The organism is Rhodococcus sp. SB1D (assembly GCF_048573875.1).
GTDB lineage: Bacteria > Actinomycetota > Actinomycetes > Mycobacteriales > Mycobacteriaceae > Rhodococcus_F > Rhodococcus_F qingshengii.
In genome coordinates, this window is record NZ_JBMAIQ010000006.1 from 134,746 (window position 1) to 156,938 (window position 22,193).

General features: G+C 63.4%; 24 protein-coding genes. 11 read left to right on the forward strand and 13 right to left on the reverse strand.

Annotation, left to right across the window (positions count from 1 at the left end; all coding sequences use genetic code 11):
- Window positions 1-88: 88 nt before the first annotated feature.
- The 5 genes from ACN50D_RS15555 to ACN50D_RS15575 are packed head-to-tail and all read right to left on the reverse strand — an operon-like array spanning window position 89 to window position 5,685.
- Complete coding sequence (locus tag ACN50D_RS15555; protein WP_003942018.1) at window positions 89-448, reverse strand: hypothetical protein; 360 nt, start codon at window positions 446-448, stop codon at window positions 89-91.
- A 2-nt stretch (window positions 449-450) separates the two neighbouring features.
- Window positions 451-1,209 (reverse strand): ABC transporter ATP-binding protein, encoded by a 759-nt coding sequence (locus ACN50D_RS15560; RefSeq protein WP_003941866.1) that lies wholly within the window; start codon window positions 1,207-1,209, stop codon window positions 451-453.
- Complete coding sequence (locus ACN50D_RS15565; RefSeq protein WP_003942056.1) at window positions 1,206-1,949, reverse strand: ABC transporter ATP-binding protein; 744 nt, start codon at window positions 1,947-1,949, stop codon at window positions 1,206-1,208. The genes ACN50D_RS15560 and ACN50D_RS15565 overlap by 4 nt, the downstream gene beginning before the upstream one ends.
- Window positions 1,942-4,200 (reverse strand): ABC transporter permease, encoded by a 2,259-nt coding sequence (locus ACN50D_RS15570; protein WP_125050490.1) that lies wholly within the window; start codon window positions 4,198-4,200, stop codon window positions 1,942-1,944. Before ACN50D_RS15570 ends, ACN50D_RS15565 begins: the two co-directional genes overlap by 8 nt.
- Before the next feature lie 60 nt (window positions 4,201-4,260).
- A complete protein-coding gene (locus tag ACN50D_RS15575; protein ID WP_064443322.1) occupies window positions 4,261-5,685 on the reverse strand; it encodes an ABC transporter substrate-binding protein in 1,425 nt (474 codons plus the stop codon).
- A 284-nt stretch (window positions 5,686-5,969) separates the two neighbouring features.
- On the opposite strand from ACN50D_RS15575, the gene ACN50D_RS15580 reads away from it, so the two are divergent.
- The 7 genes from ACN50D_RS15580 to ACN50D_RS15610 all read left to right on the forward strand — a co-directional run bounded on the left by ACN50D_RS15580 (window position 5,970) and on the right by ACN50D_RS15610 (window position 11,201).
- On the forward strand, window positions 5,970-7,169 hold the full coding sequence (locus ACN50D_RS15580) for an inorganic phosphate transporter (RefSeq protein ID WP_007728486.1): 1,200 nt from the start codon (window positions 5,970-5,972) through the stop codon (window positions 7,167-7,169).
- Window positions 7,170-7,184: 15 nt separating this feature from the next.
- The gene (locus ACN50D_RS15585) at window positions 7,185-7,448 is read left to right on the forward strand and encodes a hypothetical protein (protein WP_003942079.1); all 264 of its coding nucleotides are present in this window, start codon (window positions 7,185-7,187) and stop codon (window positions 7,446-7,448) included.
- A gap of 54 nt (window positions 7,449-7,502) precedes the next feature.
- Window positions 7,503-7,838 (forward strand): DUF3349 domain-containing protein, encoded by a 336-nt coding sequence (locus ACN50D_RS15590; protein WP_003941853.1) that lies wholly within the window; start codon window positions 7,503-7,505, stop codon window positions 7,836-7,838.
- Between the two features lie 4 nt (window positions 7,839-7,842).
- On the forward strand, window positions 7,843-8,145 hold the full coding sequence (locus tag ACN50D_RS15595) for a DUF3349 domain-containing protein (RefSeq protein ID WP_003941976.1): 303 nt from the start codon (window positions 7,843-7,845) through the stop codon (window positions 8,143-8,145).
- Window positions 8,142-9,281 (forward strand): o-succinylbenzoate--CoA ligase, encoded by a 1,140-nt coding sequence (gene menE, locus ACN50D_RS15600; protein ID WP_212633898.1) that lies wholly within the window; start codon window positions 8,142-8,144, stop codon window positions 9,279-9,281. Before ACN50D_RS15595 ends, menE begins: the two co-directional genes overlap by 4 nt.
- A gap of 88 nt (window positions 9,282-9,369) precedes the next feature.
- Entirely contained in the window at window positions 9,370-10,377 is a 1,008-nt protein-coding gene (locus tag ACN50D_RS15605; protein WP_003941960.1) for a daunorubicin resistance protein DrrA family ABC transporter ATP-binding protein, read from the forward strand.
- Complete coding sequence (locus ACN50D_RS15610) at window positions 10,374-11,201, forward strand: ABC transporter permease (RefSeq protein ID WP_212633899.1); 828 nt, start codon at window positions 10,374-10,376, stop codon at window positions 11,199-11,201. Before ACN50D_RS15605 ends, ACN50D_RS15610 begins: the two co-directional genes overlap by 4 nt.
- Window positions 11,202-11,222: 21 nt before the next feature.
- Here the strand turns inward: ACN50D_RS15610 and ACN50D_RS15615 are convergent, their stop codons facing one another.
- Complete coding sequence (locus ACN50D_RS15615; protein WP_212633900.1) at window positions 11,223-14,471, reverse strand: BTAD domain-containing putative transcriptional regulator; 3,249 nt, start codon at window positions 14,469-14,471, stop codon at window positions 11,223-11,225.
- A gap of 49 nt (window positions 14,472-14,520) precedes the next feature.
- Between ACN50D_RS15615 and ACN50D_RS15620 the strand changes: the two genes are divergently transcribed.
- Window positions 14,521-15,390 (forward strand): 1,4-dihydroxy-2-naphthoate polyprenyltransferase, encoded by an 870-nt coding sequence (locus tag ACN50D_RS15620; RefSeq protein WP_007728497.1) that lies wholly within the window; start codon window positions 14,521-14,523, stop codon window positions 15,388-15,390.
- Between the two features lie 12 nt (window positions 15,391-15,402).
- Here ACN50D_RS15620 and ACN50D_RS15625 read toward each other — a convergent pair whose 3' ends face one another.
- The 4 genes from ACN50D_RS15625 to ACN50D_RS15640 are packed head-to-tail and all read right to left on the reverse strand — an operon-like array spanning window position 15,403 to window position 17,448.
- The gene (locus tag ACN50D_RS15625) at window positions 15,403-15,783 is read right to left on the reverse strand and encodes a phage holin family protein (protein ID WP_003941998.1); all 381 of its coding nucleotides are present in this window, start codon (window positions 15,781-15,783) and stop codon (window positions 15,403-15,405) included.
- 49 nt (window positions 15,784-15,832) lie between these two features.
- Window positions 15,833-16,399, reverse strand: a complete 567-nt coding sequence (locus tag ACN50D_RS15630) for a Clp protease N-terminal domain-containing protein (RefSeq protein WP_003941949.1) — start codon at window positions 16,397-16,399, stop codon at window positions 15,833-15,835.
- Window positions 16,400-16,404: 5 nt separating this feature from the next.
- Complete coding sequence (locus ACN50D_RS15635) at window positions 16,405-16,656, reverse strand: HTH domain-containing protein (RefSeq protein ID WP_003941869.1); 252 nt, start codon at window positions 16,654-16,656, stop codon at window positions 16,405-16,407.
- Window positions 16,657-16,710: 54 nt separating this feature from the next.
- On the reverse strand, window positions 16,711-17,448 hold the full coding sequence (locus ACN50D_RS15640; RefSeq protein ID WP_054828445.1) for a lysophospholipid acyltransferase family protein: 738 nt from the start codon (window positions 17,446-17,448) through the stop codon (window positions 16,711-16,713).
- A gap of 122 nt (window positions 17,449-17,570) precedes the next feature.
- Between ACN50D_RS15640 and ACN50D_RS15645 the strand changes: the two genes are divergently transcribed.
- Window positions 17,571-18,194 carry a GNAT family N-acetyltransferase gene (locus tag ACN50D_RS15645; RefSeq protein WP_063314764.1) on the forward strand — a complete coding sequence of 208 codons (624 nt, stop codon included), beginning with the start codon at window positions 17,571-17,573 and terminating at the stop codon, window positions 18,192-18,194.
- Here the strand turns inward: ACN50D_RS15645 and ACN50D_RS15650 are convergent.
- Window positions 18,092-19,195: a PLP-dependent cysteine synthase family protein gene (locus ACN50D_RS15650; RefSeq protein ID WP_212633901.1), complete on the reverse strand. Its 1,104-nt coding sequence runs from the start codon at window positions 19,193-19,195 to the stop codon at window positions 18,092-18,094. The two genes, ACN50D_RS15645 and ACN50D_RS15650, sit on opposite strands and share 103 nt — an antisense overlap.
- On the reverse strand, window positions 19,192-19,578 hold the full coding sequence (locus tag ACN50D_RS15655; RefSeq protein WP_030535490.1) for a DUF4229 domain-containing protein: 387 nt from the start codon (window positions 19,576-19,578) through the stop codon (window positions 19,192-19,194). The genes ACN50D_RS15650 and ACN50D_RS15655 overlap by 4 nt, the downstream gene beginning before the upstream one ends.
- Before the next feature lie 309 nt (window positions 19,579-19,887).
- Between ACN50D_RS15655 and ACN50D_RS15660 the strand changes: the two genes are divergently transcribed.
- On the forward strand, window positions 19,888-20,100 hold the full coding sequence (locus tag ACN50D_RS15660; protein WP_003942029.1) for a BldC family transcriptional regulator: 213 nt from the start codon (window positions 19,888-19,890) through the stop codon (window positions 20,098-20,100).
- Window positions 20,101-20,265: 165 nt separating this feature from the next.
- A complete protein-coding gene (locus ACN50D_RS15665) occupies window positions 20,266-20,472 on the forward strand; it encodes a hypothetical protein (RefSeq protein ID WP_003941996.1) in 207 nt (68 codons plus the stop codon).
- 25 nt (window positions 20,473-20,497) lie between these two features.
- Here the strand turns inward: ACN50D_RS15665 and ACN50D_RS15670 are convergent, their stop codons facing one another.
- Window positions 20,498-22,177, reverse strand: coding sequence for a MinD/ParA family ATP-binding protein (locus tag ACN50D_RS15670; RefSeq protein WP_212633902.1), 1,680 nt, complete (start codon window positions 22,175-22,177; stop codon window positions 20,498-20,500).
- Between the last annotated feature and the right edge of the window lie 16 nt (window positions 22,178-22,193).

Sequence of the window (22,193 nt, forward strand, 5' to 3'; positions counted from 1 at the left end):
CGCTGTAGCCGAGACACCGCTGTAGCCGAGCAATGACAGATGCCCGCCACGACTTTCGTGGCGGGCATCGTTCGGTTCTTCACAAAGATCAGTTGCGCGTGCTCAGCGCCTGCGAGATCTGATCTGTCTGTGCCTGGCCCTCGAGCAGTTGGCGAACCAGCCACAGCCGCAGCACCTTTGCCACCGATGCGGCCAGGAAGAGAGCGGCACCGACCACTGTCAGGGCGAGGAAAACCACGGTGAGGATCTGGTACGACACCAGATCCCGCAGGTCCGAGAGCGTCAGCGAAGAGATGTAGACGACGAAGGCGCCGACCACTCCGACGACCATGAGCACCAGGCCCGCGATGCGCGTCGCCGCGTCGCCGCCTGCCTGCTTCTTGTCCAGCTTCAACTCTGCGATGTTCTTCTTGAATTCCTCACGGCGATCTTCGGCGAGAGTAGTCATCGTCATCCTCCTAGATAACTGGTAGAAAGTTCGTTTTCGATGTCGTGTGGATCGCCGGTCTTGACGACGCGTCCCTGCAACATCAGTGCGGCCGAGGTCGCGATGGGCAGCACCGCTCGCGCGAACTGCTCGGCGACGAGAATGGAAATGCCTTCGGCTGCAAGCGAGCCGACGACGTCGTACATCTGCGAGACGATTCGAGGTGCGAGACCCATCGACAGCTCGTCGAGCAGGAGCACCGTCGGGTGAGTGCCGAGTGCCCGTGACAGCGCCAGCATCTGCTGCTCACCACCGGACATCGATCCGGCCAACTGTCCGCGCCGCTCCCCCAGGATCGGGAACCTGCCGTACGCAACCTCTTCGAGTTCGGCCAGCCCGACGCCCGTTCCGGTGGCGATCCACAGGTTTTCCCGCACAGTGAGGTTGGCGAAGATCCCGCGTCCTTCGGGGATGGAGCAGACCCCCAGCCGAGCCAACTCCGAAGGCTCGACTCCGTTCACGACCTGGCCCGCGAGCCGGAACTCGCCGCGGGTGACCGGAAGGACGCCCGAGCAGATCTTGAGCGTCGACGTCTTGCCGCCGCCGTTGGGTCCGAGCAGCGCCACCACGGCGCCCGGTTCCAGAATCAGGTCCACCCCGTGCAGAACTTCGATGGATCCGTAACCGGCGCGGACACCGGACAGTTCGAGCAACGGTTCGGCGCGGTCGGGGCTGCGTATACCCTCGTCGATTTTCGCCTCGCCAATTTTCGCTGAAGTCATACCGCCTCCTCCTCGGTCCCGATGTAGGCCGCGATCACTTCCGGATCCGTCCGGATCTTCTCCGGATCACCCGAGGCGAGGACTGCGCCGTAGTCGAGCACGTGGATGGTCGAGCACACTTTCATCACCAGCGGAATGTCGTGCTCCACCAGACAGATTCCGAGTCCACCCGCAGCAAGTTCGGTGAGCATCTCGGCAAAGACCTCGGTTTCCTGCTCCGTCTGACCCGAGGCCGGTTCGTCGAGCAGAAGCACTCGCGGATCGGTCATGAGGGCTCGTGCAACTTCGACGACGCGAGCCCGTCCGGTGGGGATGTCCGCGACGTCCTTGTCCGCGACATCCGTGAGCCCGGTCAGCTCCAGCAGGCGATCGGTCTCGCCGTCCACGTCGATCTTGTTGCGGCCGTTCGCCTTGTGGATGTCTCCCGCGACGCGCAGGTTGTCTCGCACCGACAGCGAGACGAACAGTTCGAGCCGCTGGAAGGTACGTGCCAGCCCGCGCCCCGCCCGCTTGTGCGGCGGCAGCTTCGTCACGTCGACGCCACCGAGGAACACCTGACCGGACGTGGGTTTCTGCAGCCCGGTGATGGTGTTGAAGAGCGTCGTCTTGCCGGCACCGTTCGGTCCGATGAGTCCTGTCACCGTTCCGGGTTGCACGGTGAGCGAAACGTCCTTCACCGCGACGTGTCCACCGAAACGAACGCTCACACCGCGCGTTTCGAGAAGTGGTGTATCAGACATGGACGGTCAACTCCTTCGGCGAGCCACCCTGGTACTGAGGAATCCCCAGTTCGCGGTCGATCTCGTCACGGATCTCGGGGCTGTAAGGGACATCGATCCCGATGTCCTCGGGAACGACTGTCGCTTTGGCGGCCAGTTCCTCCGGAGTGAGAACCGCGCTGGGCATGACCATCTCACCGATCACCGGCAGCATGAACACCACCGCGATCGTGATGGACGCGAACCACCAGTTGCCGAGTACACCGGTCAGAGCAAGGACGTAGGTCAGCAGAACGACTGCGGCGCCGCCGATCAGAACAGGCTTGGCACCGGCGAGCCGTCGGTAGCCCTCGATCACGCTGTGGACCGTTCCGCTGGGGTTCGCGCCGACGCCGATGCCGATCAGTGCCGGGCTGACTGCCGCGATGTTGCCGAAGAGCAGCCACATTCCCTCCAACTCCGGTTGCGCCGAAGCCAGATTGGTGAACGAGACCATGATGACCGCAAACCCGATTCCGGCCATCAGTCCACCGAACAGGGCGCCGGTGACGTATCCGATACCCGCGACGACGGTCAGCATGAGCAGCGAGAGGCTGACCATGATGGCAAAGCTCTCGCCCGAGACGGACCCCATGGCGCTCGACATCAGAATGCCGCCGAGACCGGCGATCCCCGAAGAGATCATGAAGACGCTCAGCTTGAGCCGAACCAGGCTCTGTCCGAGCATGGCCGAACCGGCCGGGCTGTCCTTCATCGCCGCGAGTCGGCGCCCGTAGCCGCTGTTACGCAACGCGATGACGCCGACGCCGAGTATCGAGAACAGCGCGGTCACGGTCATCAGGAACACCGTCTCGTTGCTCAGATCGAGCGGACCGATCTTCAGCGGAGGGAGGGCGATGTTCCCGTCCTTGAACAGCGAGTACTTCATGCCGAACATCTCGTGTTCGGTGGTGTCACGAAGAACCATGTTGGAGAGGAACACTCCGAAGGCCATGGTTGCCAGCGCGAGATACAGCCCCCTCAGCCGCAGCGCCGGTAGGGCGACGAGGCCACCGATCACGGCGGTGACGAGGACTCCGACGACGATGCCCCACAGGTTGAGGTGCGCAGCCAACCCGGAACCGGAGATCCCGAAGTGGAAGGCCACGATGGTAGCGATAGCGCCGAAAGACACCGGCGCCAAGTTCAATTCACCCGCGTAACCGGTGAGGAGTGTGAGCGAGAGCGCGATGATCGCGAAAGTCATTCCGATGGTCAGTGTGGTGACGGCGGACGTCACCATCAGCAGACGGATCAGGTAGACGATGACGATCAGGGCCACGCCCCAGACGACGGCCTTGCGCACGCTCGGCACGTGGTAACGCTCGCGAGTACGGGTGACCGCTCCACGCAACCGGTCCTGTGGGAGCACGATCAGCACCACGAACAGCGCGATCATCGGCAGGGAGACACGGAAATTCGACGTCCAACTCCAACTCGTCGGGAAGTACGCCAATACGTACGTACCGGCAAGCCCGAGGACCACGGCGCCGACGAACGTGCGCGGAATGCTGCGCAACCGGCCGAACATGGCCGCGGCAAACGCGTCGATCACCAAGAGTGTCAACATGTTCGCCTCGAGTGTGCCGCCACTGATCGGGGTGATCAGGATGCCGGCCAGGACTGCGAGCGTCGAACCCATCGCCCAGGACAGGGCCGCAAGACGCTCCGGATTGTGGCCGTTGAGGCGCAACAGTTCCGGATCGTCGACGACGCCGCGCATCGCGACACCGGCGCGGGTGCGCGTGAACAGGATGCGCAGGCCGACGGCGATGGCGATCGCAACGAGGATGCAGATCAACTCGTGGTAGCGGATGCTCGCGCCGAACACCGTGATCTTGGACTGGTCGCCGAAGAACATCTGCATCGTCCGAGCGGTCTCGGGGTGCCAGAACCAGTGCGAGATCGAGAGCATTCCGAGCAGGATCGAGACCGTCACAACGATTTTGGTGACCTCGGCGGTATCGCGCAGACCCTTCATGATCAGGACGTAGAGGCCGAGGCCCATCAGTGGCCCGACCAGGACGAGTGAAACCAGCAAGGCGACGAAAGTGGGAAGTTCCCAGCCGTAGCGCAACTGCCAGTAGATGAACGCACCGAGCATTGCCTGTGCACCGTGCGCGAAGTTGAAGATGCCTGACGTGTTGTACGTGAGTACCAGCCCGGAGGCGGCGATCGCGTACACGGACCCCAGGACCAGGCCCAGGATCGTGAAAGTGACAAAAGTGTTCATGGCTGAACCCTCGTTAGGGACTCGGGCGGCGGTTGGCGCTCGCCGCCCGAGTCGGAAGAATCAGGACTGCGGCTTGATGACGTTGGCGTTCTGGTACTTCGTCGACACGCGGTCAGCGCCGAGTTCGGTTCCCCAGGTGCTCTTGTCGGTCGCGACGAGGTACTTGGGGTCACACTTGAATTCGCCCGCGGTGGACGGGAACGCCTGCGAGTAGGTACTGCCCTTCAGCGAGGTCATGAGTCCGCAGGTGGCCGGCATGTTCTTGCCGGGATCGGTGACGGCATGCAATCCGCCGCCGTCCCACTCGTGAATGTTCGAGAGTTCGTTCACCATGCACTGACGCGTCAGATCGCTACCGCACTCGTCCGCGGCGGCCGCCCACAGTAGGAACGACGACGCCGCCTGCATACCGAGGAGCGCGGTCTTGCCACCCTGCTCGGAGACCAGATCCACGTACTTCTTCACTGCGGGCACCTTGTCCGCGTTCTCGAGCATCTGGAAGGTCATGCCCGCGTTGAGGTTGTCGAGCAGTCCGGTGTCCTTGTTCCAATCGGAGACGGTCGCGCCGTACCAGGTGGCTTCACCGAAGAAGACGGGATCGATCCCGACCTGGTCGAGGGCCTTCACGAAGTTCAGCTCCGACGGGCTTGCCGATCGTGACGTCCAGATCCCCTTCGCGCCGCACTCCTTGTACTTCTCGGCGAACGGCACATAGCTCGATTCCCCCTCGTAGTTGAGTGTGACGCCGCAATCCTTGAGCTTGAAACCCGCAGCCTCGGCGATCGAGCGAATCTTCGTGGTGGAGCTGATGATCGTGGGCATCGTGCTGTTGACGACGTCGAAGTCGTTCACCAGATCGGGGTGCATCTCGGCCATCTGGAACCACTGCGAACCGTTCGCGTAGTCGACCGGGAACGGGACACCCTGGAATGTCATCGGTCCGTTGGCTGCGTCGGGTGACACGGTGAAGCCTGGCACGGACACCAGGTTGCACGCGACACGCGTCTGCTCGGCGGTCTGATCCATCGCGAAGCCGTAGCCGACCATCATGAACTGGCTCGCGCACGCTTCCTGCATGACCGAGTTGGCCTGCGTCATCGCGGCGTCGTAGTCGGTTCCGACGACCTTGCGGCCGTTGATGCCGCCCTGATCGTTGCACCAAGAGATGAGCGCGTTCACCGCATCGCTCATTTCCTTGTTCAGCCCAGGAGACTTCACATAACCGCGGTCGTCACCGAACCCGATCTTGATCTCGGTGTCGCTGACGCCTTGATCGGTTGCGCCGGTGGCGTCGCCTTCACCACAGGGCGAATCGAGGGTGCCGAACTTCGCGTCGGATGTGCTCGACGCAAGGTCTGCGCTGACGCCGGGTCCGCCGACAGCGACGGCGTAGGGATCGTCACCACGATTCGATGCGCAGGCTGACGCCAGAACGGCGGTCGCGGCGAGTGCCACGATCAGCTTCGTGGACTTGTTGGGCTTCACGGTCGGAGCTCTCCTTCTCACTGACAGACACCGAGAAACAGGGGTGAAACCCCTGTTCCGGTGCGCTCGGTGCCCGTAGGTAATCAGCGTTTAAAACGGTCCGAATGTGCCTTCCCGGTGAGTGAGACCAAAAAGTGAGGTCCCACACAGGGTTCCGATTTCGTGGCGCTGAACACATCGCGAACGGCAGCGCCGCAGCCCACGCGCGGGGACGTACTCCGCGGAGCCCCTGTTCGCATCCCGTTCGCTGTACTTTTACGCGTTCGATACGCACAATTCACGTTGTGACCGCAGAGCTCGTAATCCTCCTGGTGGTAGTTGTCACCGCCCTCGCGTTCGATTTCACGAATGGTTTTCACGACACCGGTAACGCAATGGCCACCTCCATCGCGACCGGAGCACTCAAGCCCAAAGTTGCGGTCACACTTTCCGCGATCCTGAACCTGGTCGGTGCGTTCCTGTCCGTCGAGGTCGCTGCGACCGTGGCCAAAGGCGTCGTCAACCTCGGCGCGGTCAGTGGGCAGGATCTGCTGCTGATCGTCTTCGCCGGTCTCGTCGGCGGAATCATCTGGAATCTGGCGACCTGGCTGCTCGGATTGCCGTCGAGCTCCTCACACGCACTGTTCGGCGGATTGATCGGCGCCGCAATCGCCTCCATCGGTATGGGCGGCGTCGAGTGGGGTGGAGTTCTGACCAAGGTCGTCGTCCCCGCGATCCTCGCGCCGGTCGTCGCGGCCCTGGTCGCAGGCGTCGGTACCAAGCTCGTGTACCGAATCACCGCATCCGTCAAGGAAGACGAGCGTGAGCGCGGTTTCCGTTTCGGCCAGATCGGCACCGCCTCATTGATCTCACTTGCGCACGGCACCAATGACGCCCAGAAGACTATGGGCGTCATCTTTTTGGCCCTGGTCGCTCACGGCACCATCACCGCCGAGACCGAGATGCCGTTCTGGGTGAAGTTCACCTGTGCCGTCGCGATCGCTCTCGGCACCTACCTGGGCGGTTGGCGCATCATCCGCACCCTGGGCAAGGGCCTTGTCGAGATCGCCGCGCCGCAGGGTCTGGCAGCCGAAGCGTCGTCCGCCGCCATCATTCTCACGTCGAGCCACCTCGGACTCCCCCTCTCGACCACCCACGTCGCCACCGGATCGATCCTCGGTACCGGCATCGGGCGCAAGGGCGCCGAGGTCCGCTGGGGCGTCGCAGGCCGGATGGCCGCCGCCTGGTTGATCACCTTGCCGTCGGCCGCAGTGGTCGGCGCCATCTGCTGGGCACTCGCGCATCTGATCGGCGGCCTGGCCGGCGTGCTCGTCGTCTTCGCTGCCCTCATCGCGTTCGCGATCTTCATGTACCTGCGTTCGCGTAAGGAACCCGTAGACGCCGCCAACGTGACCGCCGAATGGGACGAGAATCCGGATGCGACGGCTCGCGAGATTCCGACTGCTGATCCCACTCCGTCCACCGAACCCACTCGCAACTCCTGAAAGGGGCGCAAGAGAATGCATCTACTCACCGATACCCTCGATTCGCTCTGGCAGGTAGTGGCAGTCGGACTGCTCTTCGGAGCCGGACTGCCGGCGATCTTCGCCTTCGGCCTCAAGTCGCTGAGTCTGCCGAACGCCGACGGCACCGAAGGACCGTCCACCCTGGGTAAAATGGGTGCGTACCTCTGTTTTGCGGTCGTGCTCGTCACGATCTTCGCCGGAATACTGTTGTTGATGAAGAACTTCTTGGCCAGCACGTTCGGAATCCACGTCTTCTGAGTGGTCGTCGCGGCACACCACTGAAACCACCGAAACGAAAATGAGGCCGAGGATTTGAGCAAGTATTCATTGCGCAGCGTGCTCGACTGGCTGCGTGCCGGGTATCCCGAGGGCATCCCGGACAAGGATCATTTTGCGCTGCTCGCCGTTCTCCGTCGTCGTCTGACCGACGAGGAGATCGAGCAGGTCGTTTCGATGTCCATCGAGTCGGCACACGAAGTGCCGGACCGCCATGTCGACTACGACACCATCCGCGCCATCATCGAGGGAATCCTCAACGAGGAGCCGTCCGAGGACGACGTCGATCGTGTCACCGAAAGGCTGCGCGCAGGTGGGTGGCCGGTCATCGAAGACGTGGACACCGACAACGAAGTTCGAGACGTGAGCTGACGTCATGGCCCTTCCGCCCTTCCTCACGTCGATAGTCGGCTGGTTGCGGGCCGGCTATCCCAATGGCGTCCCCGAGCAGGACTACATCCCACTTTTCGCGCTCCTCACTCGCAGACTCTCCGAAACCGAGGTCGACGCCGTCGCCGATGCGTTGATCGAGGACGGCGATCTGCCCATCGAGAAGACCGACATCCAGGTCCTCATCACGAAGATCACCAACGAGATGCCACTCGAAACCGACGTCGACCGCGTACGAAGCCATCTGGCTGCCGGTGGTTGGCCGCTGGCTGGACCGGACGTCCGGTGAACGTTCTTCGCACACTGGCCGTTCCACAGGGTGAGGCGGTCTTCGAGGTACTGCCTGCCATCGCGCAGATCCTGGACGGCGTGCACGACGCCGTGCTTCCCGTCCCGGCGGCCGACGCACGCGAGACGGCCCGACTGAGCGACGCTCTGCACCCCGATCAGCCCATCGACGACGGCATCTCGCTGGTGGTCGCCACGTCGGGGACCACCGGAACCCCGAAGGGCGCGATGCTCACCGCGAGCGCACTGCGAGCCAGCGGCGACGCGACCCACGAACGCCTCGGCGGCACCGGATCCTGGTTACTGGTTCTCCCCCCGCACCACATCGCCGGGATGCAAGTTCTGTTGCGCAGTGTCCTCGCCGGAACACAACCGGTGATCGTCGACGTCAGTGCGGGTTTCGACCCTGCCGCATTGCCGGGCGCTGTCGCCGCGATGAGCGGACCGCGCCGCTACACCTCGTTGGTGCCGACGCAGTTGGTCAAGGCACTCGGTGATCGCGCCGCGGTCGAGGCTCTGGCTTCGCTCGACGCGGTTCTGCTCGGCGGCGCTGCTACTCCCGCACCGGTACTCGCGCAGGCCACCGAAGCGGGCATCACCGTCGTCCGCACCTACGGGATGAGCGAAACGTCCGGCGGTTGCGTCTACGACGGAATCCCGTTGTCCGGAGCACAGATTCGTATCGACGACGGGCGAGTACTGCTGGGCGGTCCGATGCTCGCGTCCGGGTACCGCGGGCTTCCCGACCACCCCGCTTTCGCCGAACCCGGATGGTTCCGGACCGACGACGCCGGAGCTGTGGTCGACGGGGTCCTTCGCATCAGCGGCCGGTTGGACGAGGCAATCTCCACCGGCGGGCTGACCGTCGTACCGCAGGTGGTCGAGGCCGCGCTGGCCGATCACCCCGCCGTTCGCGAGTGCGCGGTGATCGGCATCGAGGACCCGCGGCTGGGGCAGCGGGTGGTGGCCGTCGTCGTACCCGAGGGCGAAGCTCCGACGCTCGACGAACTACGCGCACATGCTCAGCGGACACTCGACGTCACCGCAGCGCCGCGGGAACTCTTCGTCCTGGACGCGCTCCCCCTGCGCGGACCGGGCAAGCTCGACCGCGCCGCCCTGGTAGAGCGGTTCAGCTAGCAGCCGCAGCACCGACCTCGCGCGCTGTGCAAGTAACCGCAAGTTCCACGCAAGGTCCATGCAAGATCGGTCTGCCAAGCTTCATCCCATGAACCACACAGCTTCGCCTCTTGCCATCGAGGCCGACGGACTCGTCAAGAAGTTCGGCGAGCACCGCGCGGTCGACGGCGTCAGCCTCACCGTCCCCACCGGCTCGGTGTTCGGCGTCCTCGGGCCGAACGGCGCCGGCAAGACCACCACCGTCCGCATGCTCGCCACTCTCCTTCGCCCCGACGGCGGTGAGGCGCGCATCTTCGGCCACGACGTCAGCCGTGAACCCACCGCGGTCCGATCCCTGATCGGCGTCACCGGCCAGTACGCCTCCGTCGACGAGGATCTGACGGCGACCGAGAACCTCGTGATCTTCTCGCGGCTGCTCGGCCTGAGCCGCCGCGATGCGCGCACCAAGTCCCTGGAACTCCTCGAGGAGTTCGATCTGGTCGAGGCCGCGACCAAACCGCTGAAGAACTTCTCCGGTGGCATGCGTCGACGCCTGGATCTGGCGGCAAGCCTGATCGCGCGCCCGCCGCTGCTGTTTCTCGACGAGCCCACCACCGGCCTCGATCCGCGCACCCGCGCCCAGATGTGGGTGACCATCCGGCGACTCGTCGCCGAGGGTTCGACGGTGTTGCTCACCACGCAGTACCTCGACGAAGCCGATCAACTGGCCGATCGCATCGCGGTGATCGACCGCGGCCGCGTGATCGCCAACGGCACCGCCGACGAACTCAAGGCTTCGGTCGGGATCTCCTCGCTCCAACTCAAGCTGGTCGATCGTGATCGCACCGAGGAGGCTCGCTCGCTCATCGCCGCTGCGCTGAGCGTCGAGGTGGGTGTCACTCCCGAGGTCGGGCGGATCACCGCCCCGCTGAGCGACCCGTCGATCACGGCGGACCTGTTGATCCGTCTGCGTGAGCAAGGTATCGCCGTCGACGAAATCAACGTACAGAAACCCAGCCTGGACGAAGTGTTCCTGACCATCACCGGGCACCAGCCCGAAGACGGTGGTCGCAACGACGCCCAGTCCGACAACGACTCCGATCGGAGCGTCGCATGACAACCACTCTCACCAAACCCCGGTCGCCGATAGCCCAGCCGGATGTCGCACCCCGCCGCATCAGCCTGCAGCAGAGCTTCGCGAACACGTTCACGATGGCGTACCGCGGAATTCTCAAGATCAAGCACAACCCCGAGCAACTGTTCGACGTCGTCATCCAGCCGATCATCTTCACGTTGATGTTCACCTACATCTTCGGCGGCGCGATCGCCGGTGACGTGACGGCATATCTGCCGACGATCATCCCCGGCATCCTCGTCCAGACCGTCATCACCGGTTCCATCGTCACGGGCACTCAGCTTCGTGAGGACATGGACAAGGGCGTGTTCGACCGCTTCAAGTCCCTTCCCATCGCTCGTATCGCCCCGCTGTCCGGTGCATTGCTCGCCGACGTCGTGCGCTACGGCATCGCCACGACCATCACGTTCATCGTCGGTTTCGCGATGGGTTACCGCCCCGCAGGCGGCGTGGTCGGCATTCTGTCTGCCGCGATCCTGGTCATGGTGTGCGCGTTCTCCATCAGCTGGATCTTCGCTCTCATGGGCGTGCTGATGAACAAAGCGTCCACGGTGCAGGGTGTTTCGATGCTCGTGCTGTTCCCGCTGACGTTCCTGTCGAATGCGTTCGTCGATCCTGCCACCATGCCGAGTTGGCTTCAGAAGTTCGTGAACGTCAATCCGGTCTCACACCTGGTGACCGCGGTTCGCGAGCTGGCCAACGACGGCCACTTCGGTATCCACGTCGTGTGGTCGCTGGTGGGCGCCGCGGTGATCGTTGCCGTCATGGCACCTTTGACCGTGCGGATGTACATGCGCAAGACATAAGTCCCGCACCATCGTCCAGACCTAGTCCAGCACCGGTCCGCGAAGCGCAGCCAACACTGCTTCGCGGACCGCTCTGCGTGAGTAACCCGATACCTTCTCGGTTTCCACAGACCACCTGTCGGCTCCGACCAGACCAACCGCGAAGTCGGAGAGGCGCGCGTGATGGAGCGAGACGAAGTCTTGTCTCCCCGGCATTTTCAACGACAAAGCCATCAGTTCGACTCCGCGTTCGATGTTGCCCGTGACAAGATCGAACGACCCGATCGCCGACGCCAACGAACCCGCGAGCGGCAGGTCCGCGTAACCGTTGGGATCGAGCTTGAGAGCACTCGACTCCTTCATCTGCAGAACGCGGCCCGCCACCAGTTCGTGCCGGCCGTGAACTGCGTGAGCGCACACAGCCGCGGCACCGAGCAGAACGACGAAGGGATCACCGAAGATGTTCTCGATCGCAGAACCCAACAGCTCCAGCGCTTCTCGATACCGAGCCAAGCCCTCGTCGATACGGCCGTCCGCGAGATCCGCCTCGGCGATACTCGCTATGAGCGCCGCGCGCCGTTGATCGGTTTCGATGGCCCCGGTCCCACCCGAATGCGCCAATGCCGGACGTGCACGATCGAGAAGCACCCGACCACCAGCGGTGTCACCGGCCGCGATCATTGCTCCGGCTTGAAAGCAGATGAGCTGCATCGCCTCGTCACGCGCACCGAGGCGTTCCATCGACGCCGCCGCGATCGCGTAGAACTCGATGGCCTCGCCATAGCGGGCGGATTGGCTGTGAACCGACCCGACATGTTGGGCCGCCATCGCCAGACCCCACTCGTCACCGATGCTGGTGGCGTAGTCGAACAGAGTCTCCCCGTCCAGCAACGCACCGCGCAGATCTCCGATGTTCTCCCGCATGTTCGAACGCGCGGACAGCGCCGCCATTCGGGTCTCGGGATCGGAACTGCGAACGCCTTCGGCCACCAACCGCGCAAGTTTGTGGTTGGCGATCCCACTCGTGGTCAGCTCGATCAGAAATGCGAACAACGGACCGAGATCATCGCGCTCACGCAACAGCTTTCGAAGTCGGATCCGCGCACGGGCATGGTTTCGATCGGCCTCTCCGAAGAAGAGATGCATCGCCACCAGGATGAACGTAGCGCCCACCAGTTCTGCATTCACGTCGCGCAGATCGTTGTCCGCGGTCGCCCCGACGATCTTCGACGCCCAGTTCGAAATTTCCGAGTTCGATCCTCGTACGGCCCACAGAATCGCAAGGACGGGGAAGACGTTGGCTACGGTCACCGCGTCGCCGCGTTCCACGGCCCAGCGAAGTACAGCCAGAAGGTTGTCGTGCTCGGCGTCGAGGTCGGCAATCAGACGGAGCTGATCCGTCCGTGCACGCACGACGGCATCCTCGGCGATCGCAATCGCCCAGTCGTCGAGGCGCCGAATCACTTCCGGTCCCTCCCCGGACGCGGCGAGTTGCTCCTCGCCGTATTCACGGACAGTCTCGAGCATGTAGTACCGAAGATCTCCCTGCCCGTCGCTGACGGAAAGAAGTGACTGATTCACCAGCGCTTCGACGGCACTTGCCACATCGGTCAACTCGCCCCACCCGGCAACGGCTTGCGCCGAAGAAAGGGTGAAGCCGGCCGGGAATCGGCACAATCGACGCAACGCAATCTGATCCCCGCTGCCCAACAGATTCCAGCTCCAGTCGATCACCGCGTGCAGGGTGCGATGCCGATCCGGAGACGTCGGATCATCGGAGCGCAACAACGCGAACCTGTCTCGCAGTCTCGAACCGATTTCGTCGACGCTCATGGTGCGGACCCGCGCGGCAGCGAGCTCGATCGCCAGCGGGAGTCCGTCGAGCGTCGTACACAGCTTGACTACCGCGTCGACGTCCAGATGAACAGACGGCCGCACCGCACGGGCTCTCGCCGAGAAGAGTTCGACTGCCGAGCCGGTTCCGTCTTCGATCGCCAACGGCGGCAACGGGTACACCGCCTCGGCACTGATCATGAGCGGAGAACGACTGGTGGTCAGTACCGTCAGCTGACGACCGGCCGCGATCATCTCGGCCACGATCTCCGAACACGCGCCGATCACGTGCTCACAATTGTCGAGGATGAGCAACATCGGACCGGCGGACAGCGCCTCTTTGAGTCGCTCTCTCGCCGAATGCGTTCGGCCGACGGTCAATTTGCCTGGCGCCAGATCGGATTCGCTGATTCCGAGGGTGCCTCCGATGGCCGCGATGACATCTTCGCTGCTGCGCAACGACGCCAACTCCACGAGGACCACCGAGACGCCCGGCTGGTTCACGGATCCGCGCAGGCCCAATTCGTGTGCGAGACGGGTCTTTCCGGCGCCACCAGGTCCGAGAATGGTGACGACGCGCGAGCGGGCGAGCAAGGATTCGATCTGGTCGATGTCGTTGTCGCGACCGAGCAAGGTGTTGGGGGCAGCGCGCAGACCGATCGCACGCGCGGCCCGCGGTGTAGCCGCAGGTGCCCCGAGAAGTTCCGCGTTGAGAGTCACCAGTGCGGGTGACGGATCAGCGCCCAGGCGATTGGCGAGGTGGTTGCGGAACTCCGCGAACACTTCGAGTGCCTCGTTGACTCGGCCTGCTCCGGCGAGCGCACGCATCAACGCCTCGGCCGCTGTGTCGTCGAATGGGCTCGCCAGATGGCGTCCGCGCACCAGGGGAATGGCTGCCGCGTACTCCCCCAATGTGAGCAACGCGTCGATCTGCGCCGTCTCCAGTTCGTCGTACACCCGGCCTGCGTCGAGCGCCAGACGATCTGCAACGTCGCCGACGACGTCACTCCCGGGGGTACCGCGCCACAGGCGCAATGACGCGGTCGTGACGGCGAGCGCTTCGGACGCGTCGGCGCCGACGGTGCGCAGACCACGGGCGGCGTCCGCTGCCCTGGCCAGGTCGACACGCTCCCGAGCGAGAGTGAGCCGGTATCCGGCCGCCGTGACTTCGAGGGCCCCGTCCGGGAGTGCAGATCGCAGGCGCGAGACCTGAGTGTGGAGGGCGTTCATCGGTGAGCGCGGCGGCTCCAGCCCCCAGACGTCGTCGATCAGGCTCTGCGCGGTACGTGGCTCACCCGGATTGCGAGCCAGCGCAACCAGCAGAGTTCGAGCTCGCGGACCCGGCAACGGAACCAGACGACCGCCCACTTTGGTCGAAACGGGTCCGAGCAAGGCAATGTCTGCCAGGTCTTCGCCCGACTGCGCGTACCTGGCGCGCTCACTCACGTCTCGAGTCATGTGCTGATCCACCGCGTTCGATCGTATTGCACAGTGCAAAGATCGTTGTATGGCAACAGCTGCTCAATGGATCGAAGGCGCGAGGCCGCGCACACTCCCGAACGCGATTGCGCCCGTGCTGGTCGGCACCGGAGCCGCGGCGTCCCTGGACCTCGCAGTGTGGTGGAAGGCGCTCCTGGCACTGATCGTCTCCTTGGCCTTGATCGTCGGGGTGAATTTCGCGAACGACTACTCCGACGGAATCCGCGGAACGGACGACGACCGCGTCGGGCCACTGCGCTTGGTCGGATCGAAGTTGGTCAGTCCCGGAGCCGTGAAGGCCGCGGCGATCAGCTGCTTCACCGTTGCCGCGGTAGCCGGGTTCGTTCTGGCGGCGACCACAGCCTGGTGGCTGGTTGCGGTCGGCGTGTTCTGCATCATCGGTGCCTGGTTCTACACCGGCGGCAAGAAGCCTTACGGATACAGCGGGTTCGGCGAGATCGCCGTGTTCATCTTCTTCGGACTGATTGCAGTGCTGGGAACTCAGTTCGTACAGGCCGAGCGGGTGGATCTGGCCGGGCTGGCCGGCGCGATCGCCATCGGTTCGTTCTCGAGCGCGGTGCTCGTTGCCAACAATCTTCGAGACATCCCGACCGACACCGAGTCCGGAAAGATCACTCTCGCAGTCCGGCTCGGCGACGCCAGGACCCGCACGCTGCACGTGATCCTGCTGGCCGTCCCGTTCGTCGCGACCCTGCTGCTGATCCTGCGTACTCCGTGGGCATTGCTCGGATTGCTGGCGTTGCCACTGGCAATCCGAGCCAACGCCCCACTGCGTTCGGGCGGGCAGGGTATGGCCCTGATCCCCGCGTTGCGCGACACCGGACTCGCCATGCTCGTCTGGGGTGCCGCGACCGCAGTTGCGCTCAGTCTCGCCTGAAAGTCGACGGACTCAACGGTTGTCCGGGACGAACGCGCTGAGCAGGAAGTTCACGATCGAGATGATCAGCGCGCCCCAGACTGCCGTCCAGAAGCCGTCGACCGTCAAGCCGTAGGACGTTCCGGACGAGATCCACGCCGTCAGCATCAGCATGAGGGCGTTGATCACGAGCGTGAACAATCCGAGAGTCAGGATGAGCAGCGGTAGCGAGAGAAGCTGCACTACCGGCTTGATGAACGCGTTGACCACCGTGAAGATCAAAGCGATCACCGCGATTACGAGAACCGTGCCCCAGGTGCCGTTGTCGTGGTTGGCGATCGTGATGCCGGTGACCCACGCCGACGCCAGCCAGATGGCTATGCCGTTGATGATGAGACGTGCCAGAAATGTCATGTCTGAATGCTGGCACATCCCGCCCCGTGCATGCGGAGCCGTGCCGAATCTAGGCGGCGCGATTCATCTTCGCTTCCAAGCGCTCACGGATCACCGACATCGTGACCTGCGTTTCGAGGGCCTGACGGGTAGGCCCGTCGGCGACACGCAGGATGCCGAGCAGGATGTGTTCGGCGCCGATGCGATTGTCCTTGTGCGCGAGCGCTTCACGGAGCGAGAGTTCCAACACCTTCTTGGAGTCCTTCTCGAATCGTGAACGAGGGAACCCGAATCGGCTCTTGCGAGAAGTGTCGACGCCGTCCGGCACAGGAGTCTCGTCCAGCACACCTTCGCCGAAGGACTGCTCGAGACTCTCCCGAACCGCATCGAGATCGATGCCGATCGACTTGAGTATCTCGGCGTCGTCGTCGAAATTGTTGGAGCTACCTTCGTTCGATCCGGCGCCGGCGTGGCGGATCACGTCGAGCGTGACACCAGACTCGGTGAGCACCTCGGTGGCGATGCCCCGATCAGAGGTGAGCAGCGCGGTCAGAAGTTCCATCGGCGTGACAGGACCGGAGCCGGCGACAGCATCGACAACGACGCCTCGAGCCTGTGCGGAGAACCTTTCGAACATGGCAATTACCTGCCCTTCTCGCGCAGTGAACGCAGCATCGATTCCGACTGCGCGGACGCGTATTTCTTGTGGACGGCTTGACGGCTGACCTCGAGAGCTTCCGCGATCGCCTGCCAGGACCATCCGTGACGGCGCGCATTGGCGACCTGAATGGCCTCGAGTTTTTCGAGAAGACGACGCAGCGCTCGAACAGCACGCAATCCCTCGGTGGGATCCGGGCTACCAGCGGCAGCAGCGAGAGAGGTCGCTTCGGTCATGATGTCAATTTAGGTTGACAACCGGAATCTGTCAACCAAAATTGACAGGCGCGCCTAGTATCCGGCGACGGCCCCGTTCACTGCCACCTGCAAATCCGCCTGCACAGTTCGGGCGATATCCATCGGCTTGTCCGGAAGTTCGGTCACCGGCATTCCGACAAAGACACTCGCAGCCTTGACGTCGCCGGCCACCGGACCGTAGTTGATGCCGATCGACACCAGAGCCGGTGAGCATCCCAATTTCTCGGCGCGCGCGATGATGTGGCCGATTCCACTGTTGACGTGCTGCAACCGCGTCGGATCTTCGGTGTTGCACGTCCCTTCCGGGAAAATCGCCAGACAATCCCCGTTGCCCAGACGCTCGGCCGCGACGTCCATCATCACTCGGCCGGCATCCGAAACAGCCCGGAGGCCGTAGTTCTTGCTGCGAAAAACCGGGATGCTGCCCATCATGTCGACCTTCTTGCGCTGTGAAGGATCAACGAAGAGTTCGTCTTTGGCGAGGACCCGGGTCCGTCCGATCACTCGACGCAACGGAGTACGCCACGCGGTCGCGGCGAGCGTGAACTGGTCGCTCTCGGTCAGATGATTGACCGCCACGACCAACTGCGTCTTACGTTCCAGCAGAGTCTTCAGCGCAGCTTCCGCACCCGGCGCGTACCTCACTCGCGGGCGGTACTTCAGCGCCAATGCGGCATAAGCGAGCTTCGCCACGAATCGGTTCTGCTGATGACTGCGGTAGTACTCGTACACAGCCTCGTAATTGTCGAGTGAAACTTCAGGATTGCCCATGGTCCGCCCTCGCTGGAGAAGTGCCCCTTGACCAAACGATACACAACCTACGGTTGCGTAGGTTTGCGTTACAGAAGGCGTAGCGCTGGGAGAAACTCCACTCTCGAGGTAAAACGGTTTCTGTGATCCGCTCGGCCATATCCACCGACCTACCCGCACTGCAACAGATCGAGATAGCCGCGGGCGAACCGTTCCGAGACATCGGGATGGACGCCATCGCAGACGATCCACCGCCGACGCTCGACGAGTTGAACGATTTTCTCGCAGCCGAGCACATCTGGGTTCAGACCGACGCAAACGACGTACCCGTTGCGTACGCGCTCGTCGAGATCGTGGACGGCGGTGCGCATATCGAACAGGTCTCCGTTCACCCCGATCATGCCCGCAAAGGCCTCGGAGCTCAGCTGATCGACGCCGTCACCGAATGGGCGGCGGACCATCACCACGATCTCGTGACTCTGACGACGTTCGTCGACGTTCCGTGGAACGCGCCGTACTACGAGCGACTCGGGTTCGTGCGTCTGGCCGAGAACACGCTCTCTCCCGGCCTGATACGCATCAGAACGGACGAGCAGTCGTCCGGGCTGGACGCCTGGCCGCGGGTGACGATGAGCCGCCCGTCACACGGTCCGGCGCCGGCGATTCAGGAACTGGCCGTCCACGCACCCGAACGGACGAACTCGTCCAGCACTGCCGTCGGACCGAGCAGGTCGATCCCTTCCGACGCCACCCATTCGTCGTTGTAGTACGTCCCCGAGTAACGCTCTCCGCCGTCGCACAGGAGGGTGACGACGCTGCCGCTGCGCCCGGCCGCCATCATTTCGGCAATCAACGCAAAAGCTCCCCACAGGTTCGTCCCCGTCGAGCCGCCCACTTTGCGCCCCAGGGCTGTGCTGGCGTGCCGTGCGGCCGCGATCGAGCCTGCGTCCGGCACCTTGATCATTCGGTCGACCACCTGACCGACAAACGACGGTTCGACGCGCGGACGGCCGATGCCCTCGATCCGGGAACCTCGAGTACCGACGATCGACGGATCGCTCGCTCGCCACGCGTCGAAAAACACGGAGTGCTCCGGGTCCACCACGCACAGCCCCGTGTCGAATTTCCGGTAACGAAGAAAGCGGCCGATCGTGGCACCGGTTCCGCCCGTCCCGGCTCCGACGACCACCCAGTCGGGAATCGGATGTTCCTCGTGTTCGAGCTGAGTGAAGATCGATTCGGCGATGTTGTTGTTTCCGCGCCAATCCGTCGCGCGCTCGGCGTGGGTGAACTGGTCCATGTAGTGACCGTTCAACTCACTCGCGAGCCGATGCGATTCCGAGTAGATCGACGACGGATCGCTCACGAAATGACAACGTCCCCCCTGCGCCTCGATCAACGCGATCTTGGCGGGACTCGTGCTCGCGGGCATCACCGCGACAAAATCCAGGCCCAGCAACTTCGCGAAATACGCCTCGCTGACAGCCGTCGATCCGGACGACGCTTCGATGACAGTGGTCTCTTCGGTAACCCAGCCGTTGCAGATCGCGTAGAGGAAAAGCGACCGTGCGAGTCGATGCTTGAGACTCCCCGTGATGTGGGTCGACTCGTCCTTCAGATAAAGCTGGACGGTCCAGTTACTCGGCAGCGGATAGCGCAGCAGGTGAGTGTCCGCGCTGCGTTGCGCGTCGGCTTCGATCAACCGCACCGCGTTGTCGACCCACTGGCGTGAGGTCCGACGGTCGACGTCGAGCGACCCCGTGGTCACCGCCCGTCTCCGCGCAGCTTGGAGCGAAGATCGTCACGATCGGACCGACGCTGGGCGTCGACCGCCGCAATGCCCGCATTAACACGCTTGCGCAGTTTCGCGAAGAGCAGCAACGACAGCGGCAGCGCGATCAGAACTGCAAACAGCGCCGCGACGATCAAGGGAACGTCCGTGCCGGCGAGCTTTCCGCCACCGATGATGACGGCACCGATCACGACGACAAGCAGCAGCCGAGCGACCGAGTACAGCACCACGTCGCGGGCTAGTTGACCCTTGGTCACCGGCCCGGAAGCCGACTTTGCTTGCCCAGAGTTTGCGGAAGGTTTACTGGCCTTGACCGGCTCAGAAGGAACATTTTCGGGGTTTTCAGACAACTGACTCACCCTCTCAGGTTACCCATTCCGAATACGGGTGGGACCGAGCCCGCTATATCCATTTTGTCCTTTACTTAAACATTACTTTTTCTTGAAAGATCGACTACCCGGCTATATCTGTGCAAACATTGCGCTACCACTCAGAAAACGGTCGAATGTGAGCGAAGGACTTCGAAACAAACTCGACGCAGGTTTTTGGCAACTGGTCGACACACCGGTTCGGAACCAAAGTTCGGAATCACTGCTCGGTTCGGAATCACTGCTCGGTTCGGAATCACTGTTCGTCAAACGTTCGACATCAACATGGAGGACCTCACAATGAGCGCACCAACCTTCAATACCGCCGCAGACGCACTCATGACGCCCGGACAGGTAGCGGCATTGTTTCATGTCGATCCCAAGACCGTGACCCGCTGGGCACACGCAGGACGACTGGGCTCGCTTCGCACGCCAGGAGGACATCGTCGATTCCGTGAGACCGAGGTCATGCAGCTTCTGCGCTCGCTGACCACCGAAGCAGACAACAACTGAGCAAACTCGGCTCACTTCGAAGCACTTTGCAGTACCCGACAGATCTTGCAGTACCCGACAGATACAGCACTAGCGCACTGAGCCGAAACGCTTGTCCGCACCACTTCTGGTGAAGCGGGGCGGAGACTGAGTAGGCTCGACTTCAGTTCCCTGAGGAGGTGCGCCGTGTTGTATCTGTTGGCGTTGGTGGGTTTGGTGACATTGATCGTTCTGATGTGGAAGGCATTCGGGCCCGATCCGTCGACGCGCACCCCGGTGAGCGGTGTACGCGGGCCGGATGACGATCCCGAATTCCTGTGGAATGTGAACCAGCAAACACGACGCAAGCGCACGGAAGGTCCGGACGTACCGCCGACTGACGCGTCGACGTAGCGTCCGGGCTCGCCCGGCTATCCGATTACCGCCCCGTCAACGCGAACGGGGAGGCCGGAAAGTCCTGCGCAACCACCGCAGCCAACTCCAGCACCGCTTCCCGAGTACCTGGACGCAGCCGGTCCAGATCGATTTCGGCGCCCTCTTCCAAATGCGGATCGAACGGAATCAGTTTCACCGCTCGACAGCGCTGCTCGAAGTGCTCGACGACCCGCGGCAGATCAACCTTGCCCGAGCGAGGCCGTACCGCGTTGATGACAGCTACGGACGTGGCGACCAGCCTGCTGTAACCGTGAGCGTCGAGCCAGTCAAGTGTTGCGGAGGCGCTACGTGCACCGTCGACGGAACCGGAACTGACGACGATCAACGAATCTGCACCTTCGAGAATGGCCTGCATCGCCGAGTGCATCAATCCGGTGCCGCAGTCGGTCAGAACTATGCTGTAGAACTTCTCGAGCATGTCGACCGTGCGCGTGTAGTCCCCACCGCTGAAGGCCTCTGAAACTGCTGGATCGCTGTCGGAGGCAAGCACTTCGAGCCGGTGTCGATTTTGCGATGTGTAGCCACGGACGTCGCTGTACTTCTCGATGCTGTTCTCGTCGCGCAGCAGGTTTCGCACTGTTGCCGGAGTTTCGAGCGGGATCTTCTGGCTCAGCGTTCCCCGGTCGGGGTTTGCATCGACAGCGACGACGCGATCGCCGCGGATCGAGCCGAACATCGACCCCAGTGTCGCTGTGGTCGTGGTCTTTCCGACGCCGCCTTTGAGACTGAGCACCGCAACCTTGTAGCAGCCCTGCAGCGGCTGGTTGATCTGGCGCGTCAACTCGACGAGGTGCTGCTCTTTTGCACCGTTTCCGAGGTTCACCGATCGGCCGGACAACGTGTACAGCGCCTTGCGCCAGCCGCCCACCGGGGCAGGCCGGACAGGCCGCTTGACGAGGAGCGCAGCCGAGAGATCTTGCGCAGTCATCGGGAGAGCGGACTCGAAGCGACTGTCCGGAGCCGAGGTGAGTCCGGACTGCGGCATCGGAGCGCGAGTAGGTGGCGCCGTCGGCGGGGCCATCGGCACGGCCTGACCATTCTGGAGGGTGTGGCCGTTCTGCACCGGCGCAGCGCCGGGATGACCGAACTGCCGAATCGCGGGATTGGGCGGATGGACGCCGGGCGAAAAAGGTGCCTGCGGTTGCTGGAGCGGTCTCGCGGATGAATGCGCCGTCGGGCCGGGCTGCGAATTCTGAACAGGATGCAGGTTCTGAACAGGCTGCGAGTTCCGAACAGGCTGCGAGTTCCGAACAGGCTGCGAATTCTGAACAGGCTGCGGAACGCCAGTTCGTGAATCCGGAAGCGACCCTCCACGATTCGTAGGTTCGTAGGTCTGCATCGGCATCGCAGGCGAGGTCGAGAACTGGCCGTTGATCGGGCCTGGCTGCGCTGCCGGATACTGGATGACCGGAGTCTTGGGACCTGGTACCGGAGCCGCTGGGGTCGTCGTCGGCGGCGGAGCGGCGGGTGCACTGGGCGCCTGGCCGGCGACTTGCTGGAGCGGCCCGGAGTCGACCGGGGCCACGAAGAGACTACGAACGTCGCTGGGAACCGAGTCCGATGACGGCTCGGGCGCGGATGCGCGCGGCTCGCGCCGCGTCGGCTCGGCAGGGCGCACCGGCTCCCACAATCCTGCTCCGGCGTCTTCAATCTTGTCGGCCATCTCGCCGCTCCCCCTC